This window comes from Pseudovibrio sp. JE062 (assembly GCF_000156235.1).
Taxonomy (GTDB): domain Bacteria; phylum Pseudomonadota; class Alphaproteobacteria; order Rhizobiales; family Stappiaceae; genus Pseudovibrio.
On sequence record NZ_DS996806.1, the window covers coordinates 508,215 to 527,264 of the forward strand.

At 53.0% G+C, this 19,050-nt stretch carries 13 protein-coding genes and 1 tRNA gene; 5 read left to right on the forward strand and 9 right to left on the reverse strand.

Annotation, left to right across the window (positions count from 1 at the left end; genetic code table 11):
• Positions 1–184: 184 nt before the first annotated feature.
• Positions 185–1,198 carry a polyprenyl synthetase family protein gene (locus tag PJE062_RS06680; RefSeq protein ID WP_008547395.1) on the forward strand — a complete coding sequence of 338 codons (1,014 nt, stop codon included), beginning with the start codon at positions 185–187 and terminating at the stop codon, positions 1,196–1,198.
• Positions 1,199–1,356: 158 nt separating this feature from the next.
• On the opposite strand, the gene PJE062_RS06685 is transcribed toward PJE062_RS06680, so the two are convergent.
• From PJE062_RS06685 to PJE062_RS06700, 4 genes are all read right to left on the reverse strand, one after another.
• Positions 1,357–1,677, reverse strand: a complete 321-nt coding sequence (locus PJE062_RS06685; protein WP_208982195.1) for a hypothetical protein — start codon at positions 1,675–1,677, stop codon at positions 1,357–1,359.
• 105 nt (positions 1,678–1,782) lie between these two features.
• Positions 1,783–3,243, reverse strand: coding sequence for a catalase (locus PJE062_RS06690; protein ID WP_008547962.1), 1,461 nt, complete (start codon positions 3,241–3,243; stop codon positions 1,783–1,785).
• Positions 3,244–3,650: 407 nt separating this feature from the next.
• A complete protein-coding gene (locus PJE062_RS06695) occupies positions 3,651–4,532 on the reverse strand; it encodes a 4-(cytidine 5'-diphospho)-2-C-methyl-D-erythritol kinase (RefSeq protein WP_008548047.1) in 882 nt (293 codons plus the stop codon).
• 22 nt (positions 4,533–4,554) lie between these two features.
• Positions 4,555–6,372: a tetratricopeptide repeat protein gene (locus PJE062_RS06700; RefSeq protein WP_008547471.1), complete on the reverse strand. Its 1,818-nt coding sequence runs from the start codon at positions 6,370–6,372 to the stop codon at positions 4,555–4,557.
• A 326-nt stretch (positions 6,373–6,698) separates the two neighbouring features.
• On the opposite strand from PJE062_RS06700, the gene ppdK reads away from it, so the two are divergent.
• Together ppdK and PJE062_RS06710 are read left to right on the forward strand one after the other, a co-directional pair.
• Positions 6,699–9,371 carry a pyruvate, phosphate dikinase gene (ppdK, locus tag PJE062_RS06705; protein ID WP_008548092.1) on the forward strand — a complete coding sequence of 891 codons (2,673 nt, stop codon included), beginning with the start codon at positions 6,699–6,701 and terminating at the stop codon, positions 9,369–9,371.
• A gap of 59 nt (positions 9,372–9,430) precedes the next feature.
• The gene (locus PJE062_RS06710) at positions 9,431–10,354 is read left to right on the forward strand and encodes an ArgK/MeaB family GTPase (protein WP_008547927.1); all 924 of its coding nucleotides are present in this window, start codon (positions 9,431–9,433) and stop codon (positions 10,352–10,354) included.
• 40 nt (positions 10,355–10,394) lie between these two features.
• Here PJE062_RS06710 and PJE062_RS06715 read toward each other — a convergent pair whose 3' ends face one another.
• The 3 genes from PJE062_RS06715 to map all read right to left on the reverse strand — a co-directional run bounded on the left by PJE062_RS06715 (position 10,395) and on the right by map (position 14,571).
• Entirely contained in the window at positions 10,395–12,701 is a 2,307-nt protein-coding gene (locus PJE062_RS06715) for a bifunctional diguanylate cyclase/phosphodiesterase (RefSeq protein ID WP_208608825.1), read from the reverse strand.
• A gap of 175 nt (positions 12,702–12,876) precedes the next feature.
• Positions 12,877–13,704: a DNA repair protein RadC gene (gene radC, locus PJE062_RS06720; RefSeq protein WP_008548040.1), complete on the reverse strand. Its 828-nt coding sequence runs from the start codon at positions 13,702–13,704 to the stop codon at positions 12,877–12,879.
• A 21-nt stretch (positions 13,705–13,725) separates the two neighbouring features.
• Entirely contained in the window at positions 13,726–14,571 is an 846-nt protein-coding gene (gene map / locus PJE062_RS06725) for a type I methionyl aminopeptidase (protein WP_008547800.1), read from the reverse strand.
• 378 nt (positions 14,572–14,949) lie between these two features.
• On the opposite strand from map, the gene PJE062_RS06730 reads away from it, so the two are divergent.
• Positions 14,950–15,034: transfer RNA gene (locus PJE062_RS06730), tRNA-Leu, on the forward strand.
• Positions 15,035–15,054: 20 nt separating this feature from the next.
• Here PJE062_RS06730 and PJE062_RS06735 read toward each other — a convergent pair.
• Entirely contained in the window at positions 15,055–15,798 is a 744-nt protein-coding gene (locus PJE062_RS06735; RefSeq protein ID WP_008547630.1) for a murein L,D-transpeptidase family protein, read from the reverse strand.
• A 248-nt stretch (positions 15,799–16,046) separates the two neighbouring features.
• Here PJE062_RS06735 and PJE062_RS06740 point away from each other — a divergent pair, with 248 nt between their 5' ends.
• A complete protein-coding gene (locus PJE062_RS06740; RefSeq protein WP_008547974.1) occupies positions 16,047–16,949 on the forward strand; it encodes a LysR family transcriptional regulator in 903 nt (300 codons plus the stop codon).
• Between the two features lie 75 nt (positions 16,950–17,024).
• On the opposite strand, the gene PJE062_RS06745 is transcribed toward PJE062_RS06740, so the two are convergent.
• On the reverse strand, positions 17,025–18,803 hold the full coding sequence (locus PJE062_RS06745) for an OFA family MFS transporter (protein WP_008547834.1): 1,779 nt from the start codon (positions 18,801–18,803) through the stop codon (positions 17,025–17,027).
• Between the last annotated feature and the right edge of the window lie 247 nt (positions 18,804–19,050).

The following is a 19,050-nucleotide window of genomic DNA, read 5'->3' on the forward strand; positions in this document are numbered from 1 at the left end:
CTTAATGGGAGTTGCCTGTTACGCCAGAAATTATGCAGGTTAGGGTTGGTATTGTGAAAAAAACTAATTGTGATTGGTAAATTATCCATTGGACACTACTTTATTGGCAGCAAATTCTTACTAAAGCTTGCCCGAGCCTAACTACCAACCTATTGTCCCGTTGGAATCAAAATAGAGGTATCCCGTGGGCGTTGTTGGTCTTCAATCACAGACAGCCAAACCAGCTGGAATTCAAGGGCTAGTCGAGCTCGTTTCTGGTGACATGGAGAAGGTGAACGAGCTGATCCTCTCCAAAGCCGGTTCTAATGTTGAGCTGATCCCGGAAATTGCGCGTCATCTGATCGATTCAGGTGGGAAGCGTTTGCGTCCTATGCTGACACTGGCATTTGCCCAGATGTTTGGTTACGAGGGCGAGGGGCATGTCATTCTCGCTGCATCTGTTGAGTTTATGCACACTGCAACTCTACTGCATGATGATGTGGTGGATGAAAGCGATATGCGCCGTGGCAAACTGGCAGCCCGCAAGCTGTGGGGCAACCAGGCCAGCGTGCTGGTTGGTGACTATCTGCTGGGGCAGGCTTTCAAGATGATGGTTGATGTGCGCTCTCTGGAAGCGCTGCGCATCCTCTCTGAAGCCTCTGCGATCATTGCTGAAGGTGAAGTTCTGCAGCTGGGTGCAGCTCAGGATACGACCACGACCTACGACATGTACCTGCGGGTGATCGAAGCAAAGACTGCTGCGCTGTTTGCAGCGGCTTGTGAAGTGAGCCCTGAGATTGCGGACAAAGGCGACGAGATGCGTGCAGCTGCGCGCAAGTTCGGCCTTGAGCTTGGCTATGCCTTCCAGCTGGTTGATGACGCGCTGGATTATGGCGGAGCAACCGTTGATCTTGGTAAGGACGTTGGCGACGACTTCCACGAAGGTAAGATCACTCTTCCTGTGATCTACGCCATGGAGCGTGGCAGCGATGAGGACAAGGCATTCTGGAAGCGCTGTCTGGAAGACGGCGATATCAAAGACGGCGATCTGGACCACGCGATCAAGCTGCTGAATGACACTGGTGCTCTTGCTGACACCGTTCAACGCGCCCGCGACTACGGCGCATCAGCCATTGATGCTCTCTCTGTCTTCCCGGACGGCCCAGCCAAACAGGCCCTCAAAGAAGCGGTAGACTTCTGCATTGCTCGCGTGAGCTAAGCAGAGAGAAGTTTTAAGAACTTAAAAAGCGCCGCGGCAGAAATGCCCGGCGCTTTTTTGTTGAGTGAGGAGGAAAGCTTCTTTTCTGAGTTCATGAGAAGTTGGCACTGCTGCCTGCTTCAATTAACGATGCAGCAGTGCATTGAAAAAAAACTAAATCACGCCGATTGTAGCTTGTAGGCGTAATAGTCTCGGTAGTTTTTGTTGTAGTCTTCTTGCTCAATCGGCAAATCGAGTGTTGCCCGCAATCTGTTGGCGATATGTTGTTTCGACCAGGTAATAGCCGCGAGCTCGGAACCGTCTTCTGCTTCCAGTTCTGATATGATCTGGAGGACTTTGGTGCTCAGGTCATCCCCTTCGTTGCTTGCGCTCCAGGCATTGCTTGCAACGACAGATGCTCCTGTGGCGACAGCCATTGTAGAGCCGGCTGTTAAAAGTGCACGTCGATTTATATGCGTGTCTTCACCTTTGCGATCCATTGAATTTTTTCCTTAGGATATAGTTCGGCAATTGTTAGATCAGGGGCTTTTTCTGATGGGTTGTCGGCTTCTGCCGCGCCCCTGATCTGTGGCTATCAATGCAACTTAGATGTCGCTCACATCTGCAATGTTGATGTTGAGTGCTTCTGCAACACCGGTTCCATAAGCAGGGTCAGCCCGGTAACAGTTGCGGACATGGCGGTGCTGGATTTCGATGCGTGCAGGGCCGATTGAACGGGCTGTGTTTGCAAACAGAGCTTCTTTCTGCTCAGTATTCATTGAGCGGAAAAGTGCACCGGGCTGAGAGTAATAATCTTCATCCTCTCTATGATCCCAATGACCAGCAGCTCCCTCAATGGAAAGTGGTGGTTCAGAGAAATCTGGTTGCTGTTGCCACTCCCCAAACATGTTTGGTTCATATCCAATACGTGACCCGTTGTTGCCATCAACCCGCATGGCTCCATCACGGTGGTAGGAATGGAATGGGCAGCGCGGTGCATTCACCGGGATTTGTGAGTGATTAACCCCAAGACGATACCGCGCAGCATCACCATAAGAGAACAGGCGGCCCTGAAGCATTTTATCAGGAGAGAAGCTGATGCCAGGTACGACCGTTGAAGGGGCAAATGAAGCTTGCTCAACCTCAGCATAGTAGTTCTCTGGGTTCCGGTTCAGCTCAAGCACACCAACTTCGATCAACGGATAATCTGACTTAGGCCATACCTTTGTGAGATCAAACGGGTTGATGTGATAATTGCCGGCCTCTTTTTCTGGCATGATTTGGACAGAGAGTTTCCATTTCGGAAAATCACCATTCTCGATGCTGTCATAAAGATCTCGCTGGTGACTTTCACGGTCATGGGCAACGATCTGAGCGGCCTCTTCATCTGTCAGGTTTTTGATACCTTGTTGGGTTTCAAAGTGGAATTTAACCCAATACCGTTCGTTGTCTGCATTGATGAAACTGTAAGTGTGGCTGCCAAAACCATGCATATGGCGGTAAGTTGCGGGAATACCGCGATCTGACATGACGATCGTCACCTGATGCAGAGCTTCCGGCAAGTTCGTCCAGAAGTCCCAGTTGTTATCCGCGCTGCGCATGTTGGTGCGCGGATCACGCTTCACAGCATGGTTCAGATCCGGAAATTTGAGTGGATCGCGGAGAAAGAAGACTGGCGTGTTGTTGCCCACCAGATCCCAGTTGCCTTGCTCAGTGTAAAACTTGATAGCGAAGCCGCGAATGTCACGCTCTGCGTCCGCTGCGCCACGTTCGCCAGCGACAGTTGAGAACCGCATGAACAAGTCGGACTTCTTGCCAACTTCTGAGAAGATCTTCGCTCGGGTGAACTTCGTGATGTCATGGGTTGTTGTGAACGTTCCATAAGCTCCTGACCCTTTGGCATGCATTCTGCGCTCAGGGATAACCTCACGATCAAAGTGGGCCATTTTTTCGAGGAACCAAACATCCTGCAGCAGAGCAGGGCCACGAGGCCCGGCAGTTTGAATGTTCTGATTGTCTGGAACGGGGGAACCAAAGGCGGTGGTCAATTGGGGCTTATCAGTCATTTTCTCTCCGCGTCTTGTTATTCCAGAAGGATGATTTCGGAGGGGAGAAAAACAAAATCAGATAAACTTATTGAGCCATAATTAGTCTTGATAATGCCACCTTAACGCGTGGAAAAGACAGGGTTTGCCTGGGTTTTATCTGCTTGAAAGTCAGCGATCATTGTGGAGGTTACCTGAGGACAATTGCGGATTGCATGTGAACTGCGAGGTAGACCAGGCCAAGGTCACATATGTTCTACTCATAAATTATCGAATGAATCAGTGAAGAGATAGGCGAGTTTGCTTTGGAGTAAAAGATGGGAGGTGAGCCCCCATCCCGGAAGCGCTTGGCTGCATCAACGGCTTTTCAAAGTAGACACCGATGGCAATGCGTGGATGTGCGTTGGTTAGATGGTTGCCGGGGCAACCTACACCTCTGCCGCTCTGATCCACCAGTCGCTGTGGAGGTCCTGCAAGTGTGTGGCGATGGACTGGGCGTCCTCCAGGGTTTCGCAAAGGGCGAAGCAAGTGGCGCCGGAGCCGGACATGCGGGCGAGGAGGGTGTCTGGCTGAGAGGCCAGAAGGTCGAGCACCTCTGAGATTTCGGCAGCCTGTGAAATCGCTGGCTTTTGCAGATCGTTGCGGCAGGATTTGAGCCAGTTGGCGAGGGCCTTCATGCTCTCAAACTCTTCCGGCATTTCTGGCAGGGGTGCGTTGTCTTTCTTTTCAAGCGCACGGAAGATGGTCGGGGTGGAAATCTCGATCATCGGATTGACCAGCACGATGGCTCCTGATGGAAAGTCAGCAACTGGTTCAATGATTTCGCCAATGCCGCGGATGCGGGCAGGTTTTTCTTCCAGACACATAGGTACATCAGCGCCCAGGCTGAGAGAGAGTCTGGCTAGATCTGCCGGTGCCGGAGAGGTGCCCCAGAGTTTAGCGAGGGCGCGCAGGGTTGCGGCTGCATCGGCTGAGCCTCCGCCAATGCCTGCTGCGACGGGAAGGGATTTTTCCAGTTCAATGCGGGTGCCGGATGCGTTTGGAACGTGCTCTGCCAGCATCTGTGCTGCTTTGTAGACCAGATTGTCGGAAGGATCGCCCTGTATCTTTTCTGCAAAATCACCGGTGATCTGCAGTGACAAGTCCGGGGCAGCTTCCACGGCGATGCGGTCGCCCACCTTTGGAAAGACGACCAGACTGTCGAGCAGGTGATAGCCGTCTTCGCGCTGACCGGTGATGTGGAGGGCAAGGTTCACCTTGGCACGGGCTAACTCCTCAACCCGTGCTGCCTTTGTGTCTTCCAAAGTCATAGCAATATGATCGCTTTATGAATTACTTACTGTCTGCAGAGCTGGCGACGACCGGAACAGCTTCTTCCATGCCGTTCTCGATCTTGTCCAGAATGCGTTCCAGATCTTTTGGTTCTGGCTCAAGATCGCGGGCATGGTTCCACTTGTAGCGGGCTTCCAGTTTGCGGCCGACCTGCCAGTAGGCATCGCCCAGGTGATCGTTGATGATCGGATCATGCGGGCGCAGGGCCACGGCGCGTTCCAGCTTTTCGACGGCTTCTTCATAGCGGCCAAGGCGGTAGTAGACCCAGCCAAGGCTGTCGACGATGTAGCCGTCGGTTGGACGCAGGCGGACTGCGCGTTCAATCATCTTCTGCGCTTCATCCAGCTTCAGACCACGATCTACCAGTGAGTACCCGAGGTAGTTCAGGATCATTGGCTGTTCTGGCTTCAGGGTCAGCGCTTCGCGGAAATCTTCCTCCGCTGCATCCCATTTGTTCTGACGTTCGCGGGTGATGCCGCGGAAGTAGAGCAAGGTCCAGTGGTTGGATTGAATTTCGTTGAGGGTGCTCAGGCCCTGATCGTAAGAGGTCTCAGCCTCCTCAAAGAGGGAGTGACCACGCAGAACATTGCCCAGAGAGGTGATGGCTTCCAGATCGGTTGGATCGGATTCAACCAGCTTTTCCAGATGGGCGCGGGCTTCTTCCAGATTGTCCAGAATGTTGTAATGCAGGGCAATCTGGATTTCGGCTTCCCGTTTCATCGGGGAGCTTTCAGAAACCTCAGAGAGATACGCGATGGCGCGTTCATTGTCGCCGAGCTGCTCAAACAGAGAGGCCAGACCAATCAGTGCGGAGTCGTTGCCTGGATTGAGGTAGATGGCGAGCTGCAGGTAGTTTGCGGAAAGCTCTTCGCCTTCCTTGCTGACTGCGATGCCAAGGCCGTGCAGAGCTTCAGCCAGTCCATCAGCTGGTGTTTTGGCAACAGATTCAATCACCTCACCGCTTTCAATCTGTTCTCTCAAGGAGACGAGAAGTGGGTGCTCTGGAATAAGCTGCTCATATTCAGCAACGATGTCCAGCGCTTCCTGCTGTCTGCCGGATGCGGCGAGCATGCGGGTGTAGGAGATGGCGTTGCGCAGGGCGCCGCGGTCAATCTCATAAGCAGCTTTGTAGAACTCAGCGGCTTTGTGCGGATCGTTGTTGTATTCCGCCAGCAGGCCAGCATTGAAGTTGATGAAGAGGTCAAACCACTTTGCGCCTGTCGTGCTTGTCAGGTCTTCAATAGCCTCATTCGTTTTGCCCTGACCGGCCTTTTCCCATGCGGAGACGAGGGCAAAGGTGAGACGAGAGAGTGGATTTACATTCTGAGTGACAGCGTCTGGCAGCGGGGTGGTGTAGTCACCTTCGTGGATACGCTGCGCGGCAATGGCCAGCTGCGCAAGAAAATGCTCGTTGTCTTCTTCCAGAATCTGGTTTGCCAGCGGAAATGCTTTCTCAACATTGCCGTTTGCCAGGGATGTGACAAATGCGCGGTCCAGAATGTAAAAATTCTCCGGATCACGCTGCAGAGCGGCTGTGAAATAGTTGGAGGCTGCTGCCAGATCCTGTGCGAGAAGGGCGCTTCTGCCTGACAGGTAACTTCCTGACAGAGAGCTTGCAGCCGGCAAGGATTGGGAGTTTGCTTTTGCTTCTTCAGCTGGCACCAGTGGAGTACCTAATATGACAAGCGTCAGCGCTGAGGCCATAAGGGCCTTTTTGAAAAATCTGTTTTTAATAACAGAATGATAGGTCATACGGCCATTGTTCTGAGCAGAAGCAGAATTGGAGCGGAACAGCGCAAAAGAGCTTGTCAGGGTCATATATGTCTCTCATTGAGAGCCGATTGCGACTCAATATTACATCAATCTGTTAGTAGCGAAGAATGGCGTTTTTATAGCAGCCGGATTACTCACCGCGTTCTAAAGAGTGTATCCGATCATTCTTTCAATTGAACCTATATTTTTTCAAGTATCTGCGGATAAGTAAGTATATTGATATTTCTCAAGAATTCAGAAGTATTTACGCAATAACACTAAGGTCGAGGTCTGAGTCTCTTGCTATAATGAGCCTGTTCATTGCAGATAGTAGGCAGTGGTGCAATTCCAAGTGAGATTGGTTGATGTCTCACTCAATAAAGGGGGGTGTTATGACCAAGTGGGTCTACATCTTTGGAGAAAACAAAACCGAGGGCGATGCTTCTATGAAGGAGCTGCTTGGAGGCAAGGGCGCCAACCTTGCAGAGATGAGCAGACTAGGATTGCCTGTCCCTCCCGGATTTACCATTACAACGCAAGTTTGCACGCACTATTATGAGGAAGGCCAGCAGTATCCGTCCGAGCTCAAAGAGCAGGTCCATGCTGCGATTGCCGCCGTTGAAGAACTGACAGGGCGTGAGTTTAACAGTACGACGAAGCCGTTGCTGTTGTCCGTTCGTTCCGGTGCCCGCGTTTCCATGCCGGGCATGATGGACACAGTTCTCAACCTTGGTCTGAATGACCGGACTGTTGAGGCGCTGGCCAAAGATGCAAATGACGATCGGTTTGCTTATGACAGCTATCGTCGTTTCATCCAGATGTATTCCGATGTGGTGCTGGATGTTGACCATGACTACTTCGAGGAAATTCTGGAAGACTTCAAGGACGAGCATGACTACTCCCTTGATACGGATCTGACCGGTGATGACTGGAAAGAGATCGTAGCCGCCTACAAGGACAAGGTTGAAGAAGAGCTTGGTCGTCCATTCCCTGAAGATCCTGAGGAACAGCTCTGGGGTGCCGTTGGCGCTGTGTTCAAGAGCTGGATGATCCCACGGGCAAAGACTTACCGCGCCCTGCACGAAATCCCAGAGGACTGGGGCACTGCAGTGAACGTTCAGGCGATGGTGTTTGGTAACACAGGTGAGAACTCTGCCACCGGTGTTGCCTTTACCCGTAACCCGTCTACCGGTGAAAACGCGCTTTACGGCGAGTTCCTCATTAATGCGCAGGGTGAAGATGTTGTGGCGGGTATTCGTACGCCGCAGGACATCACCGAGAAAGCCCGCATTGAAGCGCATTCTGAAAAGCCATCTCTTGAAGCGACCATGCCTGAGGTGTTTGCAGAGTTCAAAGCTGTCTGTGACAAGCTGGAGAACCACTACCGCGACATGCAGGATCTGGAGTTCACCGTTGAACACGGCAAGCTTTGGATGCTTCAGACCCGTAATGGTAAGCGCACGCTGAAAGCCGCGCTGAAGATTGCGGTTGATATGGCCAAAGACGGTCTGATCACCAAGGAAGAAGCGGTTGAACGCATTGCGCCTTCTTCTCTGGATCAGCTGCTGCACCCAACCATTGACCCGAACAGTGAGCGTGATGAGCTGACCGTTGGTTTGCCAGCTTCTCCGGGTGCAGCTTGCGGTGCGATCGTGTTCAACTCTGATGATGCAGAGACAGAAAAGGCCAATGGCCGTTCCGTTATTCTGGTTCGTACAGAAACCAGCCCGGAAGACATCCACGGCATGCATGCTGCGGAAGGTATTCTGACCACCCGTGGCGGTATGACCAGTCACGCGGCTGTTGTGGCGCGCGGCATGGGTAAGCCATGTGTGGCAGGTGCCGGTTCTATCCGCGTTGATGCACGCAATGAAATCATGAGCGTTGATGGCCGCAGCTTTGGCAAGGGCGATGTGATCACCATTGATGGTGGTAACGGTCAGGTGCTGGCAGGCAAGGTTCAGATGCAGGAGCCGGAACTTTCCGGTGACTTCAAAAAGCTGATGGAATGGGCGGATGATATTCGCCGCATGAACATTCGCACCAATGCGGAAACCCCTGCTGATGTGAAGGTTGCGCTTTCTTTTGGCGCTGAGGGGATTGGTCTTTGCCGTACCGAGCATATGTTCTTTGAAGGGGAACGTATTCTTGCCGTGCGCGAGATGATCCTGTCTGACACCGTTCAGGAGCGTAAAGCTGCACTGGCGAAATTGCTGCCGATTCAGCGTCAGGACTTCATCGACATCTTTGAGCTGATGGTTGACCGTCCGGTGACCATTCGTTTGCTTGATCCGCCACTTCACGAGTTCCTTCCTAAAACGGATGAGGACATTGCTGAAGTTGCCAAGCAGATGGATATTGATCCGGAAGAGCTGCGAGAGCGTGCGGAAGAGCTGGAAGAGTTCAACCCAATGCTCGGCAACCGTGGCTGCCGTCTGCTGATTTCCTATCCGGAAATTGCAGAGATGCAGGCACGTGCGATCTTTGAAGCTGCTCTGGATGTTTCCAAGCGTCATGGCCGTAAGGTGACACCTGAAATTATGGTGCCGCTGGTTGGTCTGAAGAGCGAGCTGGATATTGTCCGCGCTTCCATTGATGGCACTGCTGAGGTTGTGGCCAAGGAACTGGGCGAGAAACCTGAGTATTCCGTTGGCACCATGATTGAGCTGCCACGCGCTGCACTTCTTTCTGAAGATATTGCAGCGTCTGCGGAGTTCTTCTCCTTCGGCACTAATGACCTGACACAGACCACCTTTGGTATCTCCCGCGATGATGCAGCGTCCTTCCTGGGCAAGTATCAGGATCGCAAGGTGATGGAAAAGGATCCGTTTGTGTCTCTGGACATTGATGGTGTTGGCCAGCTGGTGAAGCTTGCAGCCACGAATGGTCGTAAGACCAAGGCTGATATCAAGCTTGGTATCTGCGGTGAGCATGGTGGTGATCCGGCCTCTATCGCCTTCTGTGAAACTGTTGGCCTGAACTACGTGTCCTGTTCTCCATTCCGTGTTCCTGTTGCACGTCTTGCAGCTGCTCAGGCAGTGCTGGCTCATCGGAACAAGGGGTGAGTGGTCCAACCAAAAAGGTTAGGAGCTGGCCTAAGTCGGCTCCTACCTCTCTTGAAGAGTTGAGAGCTGGCGGTAAGCCAGCTCTTGCACGTTTGCTCAGCGCGATTGAGAGCTATGAGGGCCATCCTCAGTTGATCTCTCTTTTGGATGAAGCGCTGCAGAACCCAATGGCGCATGTGGTTGCGCTCACCGGTCCACCCGGCGTTGGGAAATCCACCCTTACCAATGCAATGATTTCCGAGTACCGCGGCGCAGACAAAAGCGTTGGGGTGATTGCGGTAGACCCTTCCTCTCAGGTGACGGGCGGATCGCTGCTGGGTGATCGAACTCGTCTTTCGACAGATCCGGAAGACCAGAAGATCTTCGTACGCTCTATGGCTGCGCGGGACCGGCTTGGTGGGCTTTCTGAGCATGCTATTGCAGCTGTGATCCTGATGCGTGCCGTGATGGACCGGGTGATTGTTGAGAGTGTTGGTATTGGCCAGTCAGAGGCGGATGTGGCTCTGGTGGCTGACAGCTGCGTTCTCTGTATTCAGCCGGGATCGGGTGACAGTCTTCAGTTCATGAAAGCCGGTATCATGGAGTTGCCGGACATTATCTGCGTGACCAAAGCGGATATGGGTGATGTGGCCAGCCGAGCGCGTGCGGACGTGGAAGGTGCTATGAGCCTGAGTGCGCGGCGAGGGGACTGGAAGGTCCCTGTTCTGATGCTCAGCGCATTGGATAGTACGGGTCTGAATGATCTAGTTGAAGCTTGCGATCAGCACGTGGTTGCTTTGAGCGAACGCGGTGAGTTAGTGCAGCAGCGCGGTGAGCAGGTGAAGGCCTGGTTGATTGATCAGCTGAAAGTGCAGTTCGGCCAGCATGGGGTTGCTGTGCTGCAGGCGTCTGGTGTGCGTTGGGAGGAGGCGGTGAAGAGGCCGTTTGCTTTCAAGCAGGAAACCAGTGAGACGTTCGCTGCGTTCTGGAAGAGTTTTTCTTAAAGCCTTATCTGAATAGCCGACTGGCTTGGATGGGCGCAGGTTATTCTGCTGCGCCCACTCTGATTTTGCGTGGCTTTTGCTCCAGCTCCTCGTCCATATCATCACGCCACAGACGGAACTTGCCGAGCGGGATTGGGCGGGAGAACAGGTAGCCCTGCATCATTGGGCAATCCATGGTGAGCAGCAGTTCTTTCTGCTCTTCTTCCTCAACGCCCTCAACACAAACCTGCATGCCGAGGCGTAGACCCAGTGTGATTGCGCTGGCTAGAATTTCTCTGGCTTTGGCGTCGGTAACCGCACCATTGATGAAGGAGCGGTCGATCTTGATCTTGTCGAACAGATCGCGGCGCAGGTAGCTGAGGGAAGAGAAGCCGGTGCCGAAATCATCCAGTGCGATCTTTACGCCCAGATTGCGCAGGCGTTCGATCACTTCAACCACTGTCTCAGAGTAGTTGATGAGGACGTCTTCGGTAACTTCAAGTTCCAGACGGTTTGCTTCCAGCTGGTACTTCTCAAGCAGCTTGCTGACCAGCTCCGGGAACTCCGGATGGCGCAGTTGGGTTGGGGAGACGTTCACGCACATGGTAACTTCATCAAGGGTCGCACCGTCCTTGATGGCGTTCTCCAGCACCCATTCACCAATGCGGTTGATGAGCATGGACTCTTCTGCAACCGGCAGGAAGGCTGCTGGTGGTAGGAGACCTTTTTTCGGGTGGTTCCAGCGGATGAGTGCTTCAGCGGCCAGAATGTTGGTCCCAGACTGATCCATGATCGGTTGGTAGTAGTTCTGGAATTCGTTGGCGTTGAGCGCGCGCTTGATGTCCTCTTCAATCTCACGGGAGATCTGGAGAGTATCTTCCATCTCTTTTTCAAAGAGGACGTAACGACCGCGGCCCAGCTTTTTGGCCTGATACAGCGCGATATCTGCGCGGCGCAGCAGCTCAGTGAGGTCATGACCATGTGCCGGAGCGATAGCCACGCCCATGCTGGCGGTGGTGAGGATCTTGTGCTTTTCGACCTTGAATGCATCGGAGAGCATCTTCTCGATATACATACAGGTCTCGATGATCTCTTCCATCTTGGTGCGGTGAGACAGCACCAGTAGGAACTCATCGCCACTGACACGAGCAACCCTGTCTTCCGGATTGATGGAGGCTTTCAAACGTTCAGCAACCAGCTTGATGACTTCATCACCGATGGAGTGCCCAAGGCTATCGTTGATCTGCTTGAAGTGGTCGAGATCCAGGAACACGATGCCGGTGATGCGTTGCTTCTGGCGATCGCGTTTGAGGACATCGGCTGCAAAGACTTCAAACCACGTTCTGTTGGGCAGGCCACACAGGGCATCATGGAGGGCGGCGTGTGTTGCATCGGCTTCATTCTGCAGGATCCGGTCTGTCATTTTGATATAGCGGAGCAGAATGAGGATGGTTGTCAGCAAGATCGCTGCGATGGTTCCAAGAAAATAAGGAGAGGAGTTGGTGAAGATCGCGCCAGAGGCTGCGGTTGTCTTCCAACTCAGGTTGGCGATGGTTTCACCACTGCGGCGGAGCAGAGGAACAGACACGCGCTGGAAATCGGCTTTCGGCTTGTTCGTGGTGATGAACATTTCAGAAAGGCCGGTGGATTCTTCAAAGGAGCGAATGGAGCGGATGTCCAACGAGCGGACCCACAGCAGGTAACCAGCGACAGCCGGCATGCCTTTTGGTGGGGCGGTGGATGGTGTGATTGCTGCGACGGTGACGAGACCAATCGCGCCATCAACCATAACGACATCACGCAGGCTGAGGGAAAGTGGAGCGTGGCTGCGCAGAGGTTCTGGTACGCGCAGTTCCTGCTGCTTGGTGTTTGCCTTGGATTCCAGCTCCATCAGCGTATCGTTGATCTGGCCGCGCAGCTGGTCCTCAAAGACCTCGCTGTGCCATGGCAGGTCGCGGCGGTAGGTGTAGAGCGGTTTCATGTCCTTGTTGAGGATCACGAAGATGTCTCTGTCTCCGCGCGTGCTTGGGGTTGGTGTCAGGTCTTCATCCAGCAGGATGTTGCTTTCTTCTGACAGAACAGAAGCGTAGGCCTTGTTGGAGATGGCGATACGTTCTGCCTCGTTGGCCAGACCGTTGCGGAACACCTTGAGGTTACTCTGAACCAGCCTGATTTCTTTCTCGACTTCAAAATCGAGGGCGCGCTGGGTTGACCAATAGAAGGCCACATAGCCAACGGCCAGAGCAGCAGCGACCACAGAAAGGATCAGCAAAGCCATCATACGGGCGCCGACTTTCTTGCCACGTGTGATCGTGTTGCCGAAAGCACTTCCCAATACTGCTGCAGAAATCGGGGTTTTCGAACTCAATTGTCCCGCCATCGGCATTCTACTCATGCTGCCTTTTAAACTCTTGATTGTATGCGTAAACGCACTTGCCCATGCTTATGTTCTGAAAGTTTGCTTGAGTGAGCCTGTACAGAAGGTGCGTTTTATCGATGACTTGGGAAATTTATGTGAATGGAGTTCTGTTGATGCGGGAAACTCAGATGAGTTGCAGTCCCCTGAAGCTGACATGTCCTGAGCCAGCAATGATGATGTGATCGTGTAGCACAATACCGAGAGGTTCCAGTGTGCTGGCAATTTTTGTTGTCATCTCAATGTCTTGCCGAGATGGCGTCGGGTCGCCAGATGGATGGTTGTGAACCAGAATGATGGCGCAGGCAGATAATTCCAGTGCGCGTTTGGTCACTTCGCGTGGATACACCGGTGTATGGTCGACTGTTCCGGTTTGTTGGACTTCATCGGCTATCAGACGGTTCTTTTTGTCCAGAAACAGAATGCGGAACTCTTCTTTATCGTTGTGGGCCATGGCGGCTCGCACGTATTCCAGCACCTTGCTCCAGGAGGAAAGGGGATCGCGCTCTACAACCTGTGCTTTAGCATAGAGGATGGCGGCGGCCTGTATTTCCTTGATGAAGCTTGCGGTGCGTGGTCCGCAACCGGGAACTTCCTCTAACCGCTGCTTGGGGGCAGCTAGGACTTGAGCGAATGAGCCAAACTGAGCCAACAAGGATTTGGCGAGGGGTTTGGTGTCGCCTTGTTTGATGGAAGAGAACAGCAGCATTTCCAGTATTTCATAGGACTGGAGGCCATTGAGGCCGTTTTCCTCGAAACGCTCGCGCAGGCGTGCACGGTGGCCGTGGTAGTGTTTGGCTACTGGTTTGCTTGTTTTGCTCTGCCGGGCGGCAGGCTTGACCGGTCGTGGTGCCGGTTCATCCAAAGGGATCTGGTTAGGGAGTGCAGGCACGGTAGGTGCCTGCTCCTGAGGAGAGGGAGTTGCCTCATGAAACCCGAAACTGGTTTGCTTCATTCCCCCTCCTTGTTTGGTGCTTTATGCAGCGGCTCCGGTTTCCGGTTCCATTGGGTTGAACAGGCCTGCTGGTGACGTTGTAAAGATATCGCAGCCTGTTGAGGTGATACCGATGGAGTGCTCAAACTGAGCAGACAAGGTTTTGTCTTTGGTTTCTGCTGTCCAGCCGTCTTTGAGGACACGTACGTCCGGGCGGCCCAGATTGACCATTGGCTCAATGGTGAAGATCATGCCCGGCATCAGTTTGATACCAGTGCCCTTCTGGCCGTAGTGCAGGATGTTTGGCATGTCGTGGAACAGCTTGCCGACGCCGTGACCGCAGAAATCACGCACAACGGAGCAACGCTCTGATTCCACATATTCCTGAATGGCGTGACCGATGTCGCCTGTGGTGTTGCCCGGCTTGGCGGCGTCCAGTGCACGCATCAGGGATTCGTGGGTCACTTCAATCAGGCGCTTGGCGGCTGGCTTTAGTTTGCCAACCGGATACATGCGGGAGCTGTCACCGTGCCAGCCATCAACGATGTAAGTGACATCGATGTTGACGATGTCGCCTTCTTTCAGCTTCTTCTTTGGATCAGGGATGCCGTGACAGATGACACGGTTGATGGAGGTGCAGCAGGACTTGGTGTAGCCACGATAGTTCAGGGTTGCAGGGACGCCACCGCGCTCCTTGCCGAACTTGAAAACGAAGTCATCAATGTCCTGTGTCGTGACGCCAGGTTGCACCAGAGGCACGAGTGCGTCGAGGCACTGTGCGGTCATCTGGCTTGCTTTGCGCATACCTTCAAAATCTTCCTGGCTGTAGATCTTAATCTGGCCAGTGTTTTTCAAGGGCGCTTTGGCAGCGTCTACATACTCAATCATTTTCCCGTTTTTTCCTTGTTCCGTTCGCGCAGGGACCAGCGCAGATTACATCATGAGGAACTGTAAAATGCGCTTATGCGAGCTCGCAAGCCCTGCTTCTCCGTAGAAGCTTCTCCTATTTTTTTAGGGGCGATCTATGGAGTAATCTCGTGTTTCCCCACTTATATCGGGTATTTCCAAAAGGGATAGAGAAAAAAGAAGGTCAGATCCTTAACTGCGCACGCATTTTGTGAAGGCCGCTGTTTTTCCCTGTTTAACGCAGGGGGAACGGCGATTTTGATGGTCGTGTCATCCGGGGTAAGTCACAGGAACTTCTTGGATAACGGAAAACAGGCACTTGCACGATGCTGGTTTGCTCGTGTACTCAAGTGCCTGCAAGCGGTCGTGGTGGAATTGGTATACACAGCAGACTTAAAATCTGCCGCCCTTGGGCTTGCGGGTTCGAGTCCCGCCGTCCGCACCAAATTTTCTTTTCCCAGAAATTTAGATAGTGAACTGGTACTGGCCTTCTTGTGCTGAGACGGCTGGTGGTATGCGGTTTTGTTCGAAGAGGTCGTAGCCTTGTTTCAGGTTGCGCCAGAACGGATGCCATTTGGAGCTGCTGTGTTTGCTGAGGTTTTCCTCGGTCATCTCGAAGGGGAATATGTGAACCGGGACAGTGCCTTGTCCGCTTTGTAGTGCAGCTTCGACAAGCAGGTAAATTTCCTCGATATGCTGATTGGTCATGGCATAGCAGCCGATGGAGAGGCAGTTGCCGTGGACCATGAGGTAAGAACCTGTTCGGCCCATTGACTGATCGAATGTATTTGGGAAACCGAGGTTGAAAGACAGGTGGTATTGGCTGTTCGGGTTTAGCTGTCTGGCTGAGACGTTGTAGAAGCCTTCCGGTGACTGGCCGTCGCCTTCTTTCAGTTTTGGTCCCAGATCGCCGGAGTACTTGCAGATCTCCCAGGACTTGTAGGGGTGATAAGTCTCTCCGGATCTGATCCAGGCCTCCAGTCGGCTTTCTTCTTTAAAGACCCGGAGGAAGACCGGACTTCCCAGCTCCATTCCTTTGAATGTGAGATCTGCGCGCAGGGCGGGCAGGCGTTCCTCTTTTACTTTTGTCAGGTTTGCAGAGCCGGGCAGGTCGTAAGGCAGCAGCAGATAAGTGGCGAAAACTGCTAGCATCACGAAAAAGGCTGTGCCCACGGCCCAAAGGAGCGGACGTGAAATGGTTTTTGCCATGGAAGGTCCGATTGCAAATCACTGAAAACTGTTGCCTGCAGATAAGAGAGGCAATGTGGCCAAGTGATGGTTTGCCCGATGAACCCTGTGAACAGATCGCTCTGATATTCCTGTGGCGTAAGTACGCAGCGCATTTGTTTTGCTTTTCTTTGAGAAAACAAATGCTAGTGTCCGTGCCCATTCTGATCTGATTGCTCTATTGTGCTATAGAGCATTTCTATCAAGCGTTGTGTGAAGGGTGAGCGTCCTTGGATATTCGGCAGTTACAATACCTCGTTACTCTGGCTCAGGAGCGGCATTTCACCCGCGCTGCAGCGGCTTGTAACGTGACGCAGCCAACGCTGTCTGGCCGAATTCGCCAGTTGGAGATTGAGCTGGGCGTGCCGATCATTGAGCGTGGCAAGAAGTTTCATGGTCTGACGCCAGAAGGGGAGCGGATTCTCGTCTGGGCGAAGAAGGTGCTTGCGGACTGCAACAGCTTGCGGAATGAGGTTGCTGGCAAGAGCGCTGAGGTGTTTGGCAAGGTCAATATTGGCGTCATTCCATCAGCTGATGTAGCGACGGCCTCTCTTATTCTGGACCTGAAGAAGAGCCATCCGCATGCGCATGCTACGATCCAGCTGATGAGCCATGATGAGATCCATAAGGCTCTTGAGGATTATCAGATTGATGCAGGCATCACCTACACTCAGTTCAGTGATGCAAAGAAACACAGCAGTTTCACCCTTTATGAGGAAGACTACCGTCTGTTTATGCCCGCTGGGCACCGCTTGCAAAATGCTGAGGCTGTGGAGTGGGAAACGGCTGTGAATGCTGGTGGCATGGTTGCGCTTTCGCCTAACCTGCAGAACCGTATGATGGTGGACAGCACGCTCAGATTCCTCGGTGTCGAGCTTGATCCTGAGATTGAGGCAGAGACAATTCCGTCGCTAGGCGGTTTTATCCGCGCAGGTTACTGTGCGATCTTGCCAGAGTTTTCAGCTCTGTCGCTGGGAGCAGGGATTGTGTCTGTTCCTCTGATCAAGCCAGTTGTTTCTCACAGTATCGGCATGGTGATGACAAAGCGCGAGCTTGAGCCTGCGATTATCACCTCTCTGGCAGAGTGTGCGGCTCAGTATAAGAAGCCGGTTCTTCCTGTGTCTGCTGAGTAGAGCTTTCATTTTCTGATAATAAGATAAAAAAAAGCCCGCGAAGATCGCGGGCTTAGTTTGTTTGGGTTTGCTTTGTTATTCGGCAGGCATTGGCGCTGAGGTCCGTTTGCCAGTTTCTGCCGGTTTTGTTGTTGGTGCTTCTCCTTCACCCAGTGCGTCTTCTGCCATGTGGTACTTCGGATCGACTGGTTTCATGAGAAGGTTGGAGATAAGTGCTGCGACGAGCAAACCAGCCATCACATACATTGTTGTGTTGTAGAGGCTTGGGGTTGGATCAATCGTTCCTTCCGGAGCCACTTCCATCAATCTGGAAACAGAGATGGATTTTGCTGCGATGAGTTCAGCCAACTTCTCTTTGCCTTCGCCGAAGGTTTGGAGAAAGACAGTTGGATCAACTTTTTCTGCCAACTCATAGATCTTGGCGTTTACAGATCGTTCGCGCAGGAATGTGATAAGGAACGGACCGGCCACACCAGCTGCAGACCATGCGGTGAGTAGACGTCCATGGATACCACCGACGAACTTGGTGCCGAAGATATCTGCCAGATACGCAGGGATTGTTGCAAAGCCGCCGCCGTACATGGTGAAGATGGTCATGGTTGCTGCGTAGAACATCACCAGCCACATTACGGATGGGCTTGCGCCTGCTTCTGCTGCGATGAGCGGAATGGACAGGTATAGGAAAGAGCCCAATACGAAGAAGACGGTGTAGGTGTTCTTGCGGCCAATATAGTCAGAGAGAGTAGACCAGCCGAGGCGGCCCATGGCGTTGAAGACAGAGATCATCAAGACGTAGGTTGCGGTGAATGCGCCATCCACGATGGTTGGCATGCCGTTGCCGAAGATCTCGTAGATCATGGTTTTGGAGACAGAGATCACACCGATACCAGCTGTCACGTTGAAGCAGAGCACGATCCAGAGCTGATAGAACTGAGGAGTGCGCAGAGCTGTATCAATATGCACGTGGTTGCGGGTGATGAGGCCTTGTTTGGCAGGATCTTCCTGCGGAGGCTCCCAACCTTCAGGTTTCCAGCCAGGTGCCGGAATGCGATAGGCGAAGGATGCCAGGATCATCACGACGAAGTAGACAATACCCAGTGTGAGGAAGGTGGATGCTGCGCCGGTGTTCCCTGTGCCAGCAACATAGACGCCCGCTTTTGCACCTTCGAAAGCTGCTTCTGCCTGTGATGCGCTGACGACGATTGCTTCTACTTTTGCGCCAGCGACCTGTACGTAGCGGATGCCGTTTTCTACGGTTGTCTGCACGTCGGCAAGTGAACCGAGATAATCTGGTGCTTTGGCATAGAGGCCCAGAAGCCAGCTTTTCAGCGGAACAGCGATGATCGCGCCACCGCCAAAGCCCATGATGGCCATGCCAGTTGCAAGACCACGGCGGTCAGGGTACCAGCGGATCAGGGTGGAAACTGGAGAGACATATCCGAGGCCCAGACCACAGCCACCGATAACGCCATAGCCCAAGTACAGCAGCCATAACTGGTGTGTCATGATGCCGATTGAGCCAATGATATAGCCACCACCCCAGCAGAAGGCAGCTGTTGTGCCGACACAGCGTGGGCCGACTTTTTCAAGCCATTTACCAGCAACTGCTGCTGAAAGGCCAAGGAACAGGATCGCTACAGAGAAGATCCACACGACAGAGCTGAGTGACCAATCCTCAGCTGCTGGTGCGATGCCGCCAATTTCTCTGATGAGCGCCGGGTTGTAGATACTCCATGCATAGGCTGAGCCGATGCACAGGTGAATTGCAATGGAAGCCGGTGGAACGAGCCAACGATTGAAGCCCGGCTTGGCGACAATCGCGTCTTTCAGCATAAAGCTTGGTATTTTAAACATCAGCAAACCCCTAGAGCAATCAAAGCGGTTTGCATTCGCCTCGCTCGGCAAACCGCTTCAATCTTGTGTTGCGGCTACATCCTGTTTCCGAAAACCGAGCCCCATTCCGGGGATGTGCCTAGGAGGCAGGCGAGAGGGAGGAGGCCTGCATCCATACGTTGAGTTTGCATCTAACACATGGCTGGTTGAAATCGCCAGAGTCTATCACGTTATAGATGTAATCTATTACAGAGCTGGTTCGTGATGG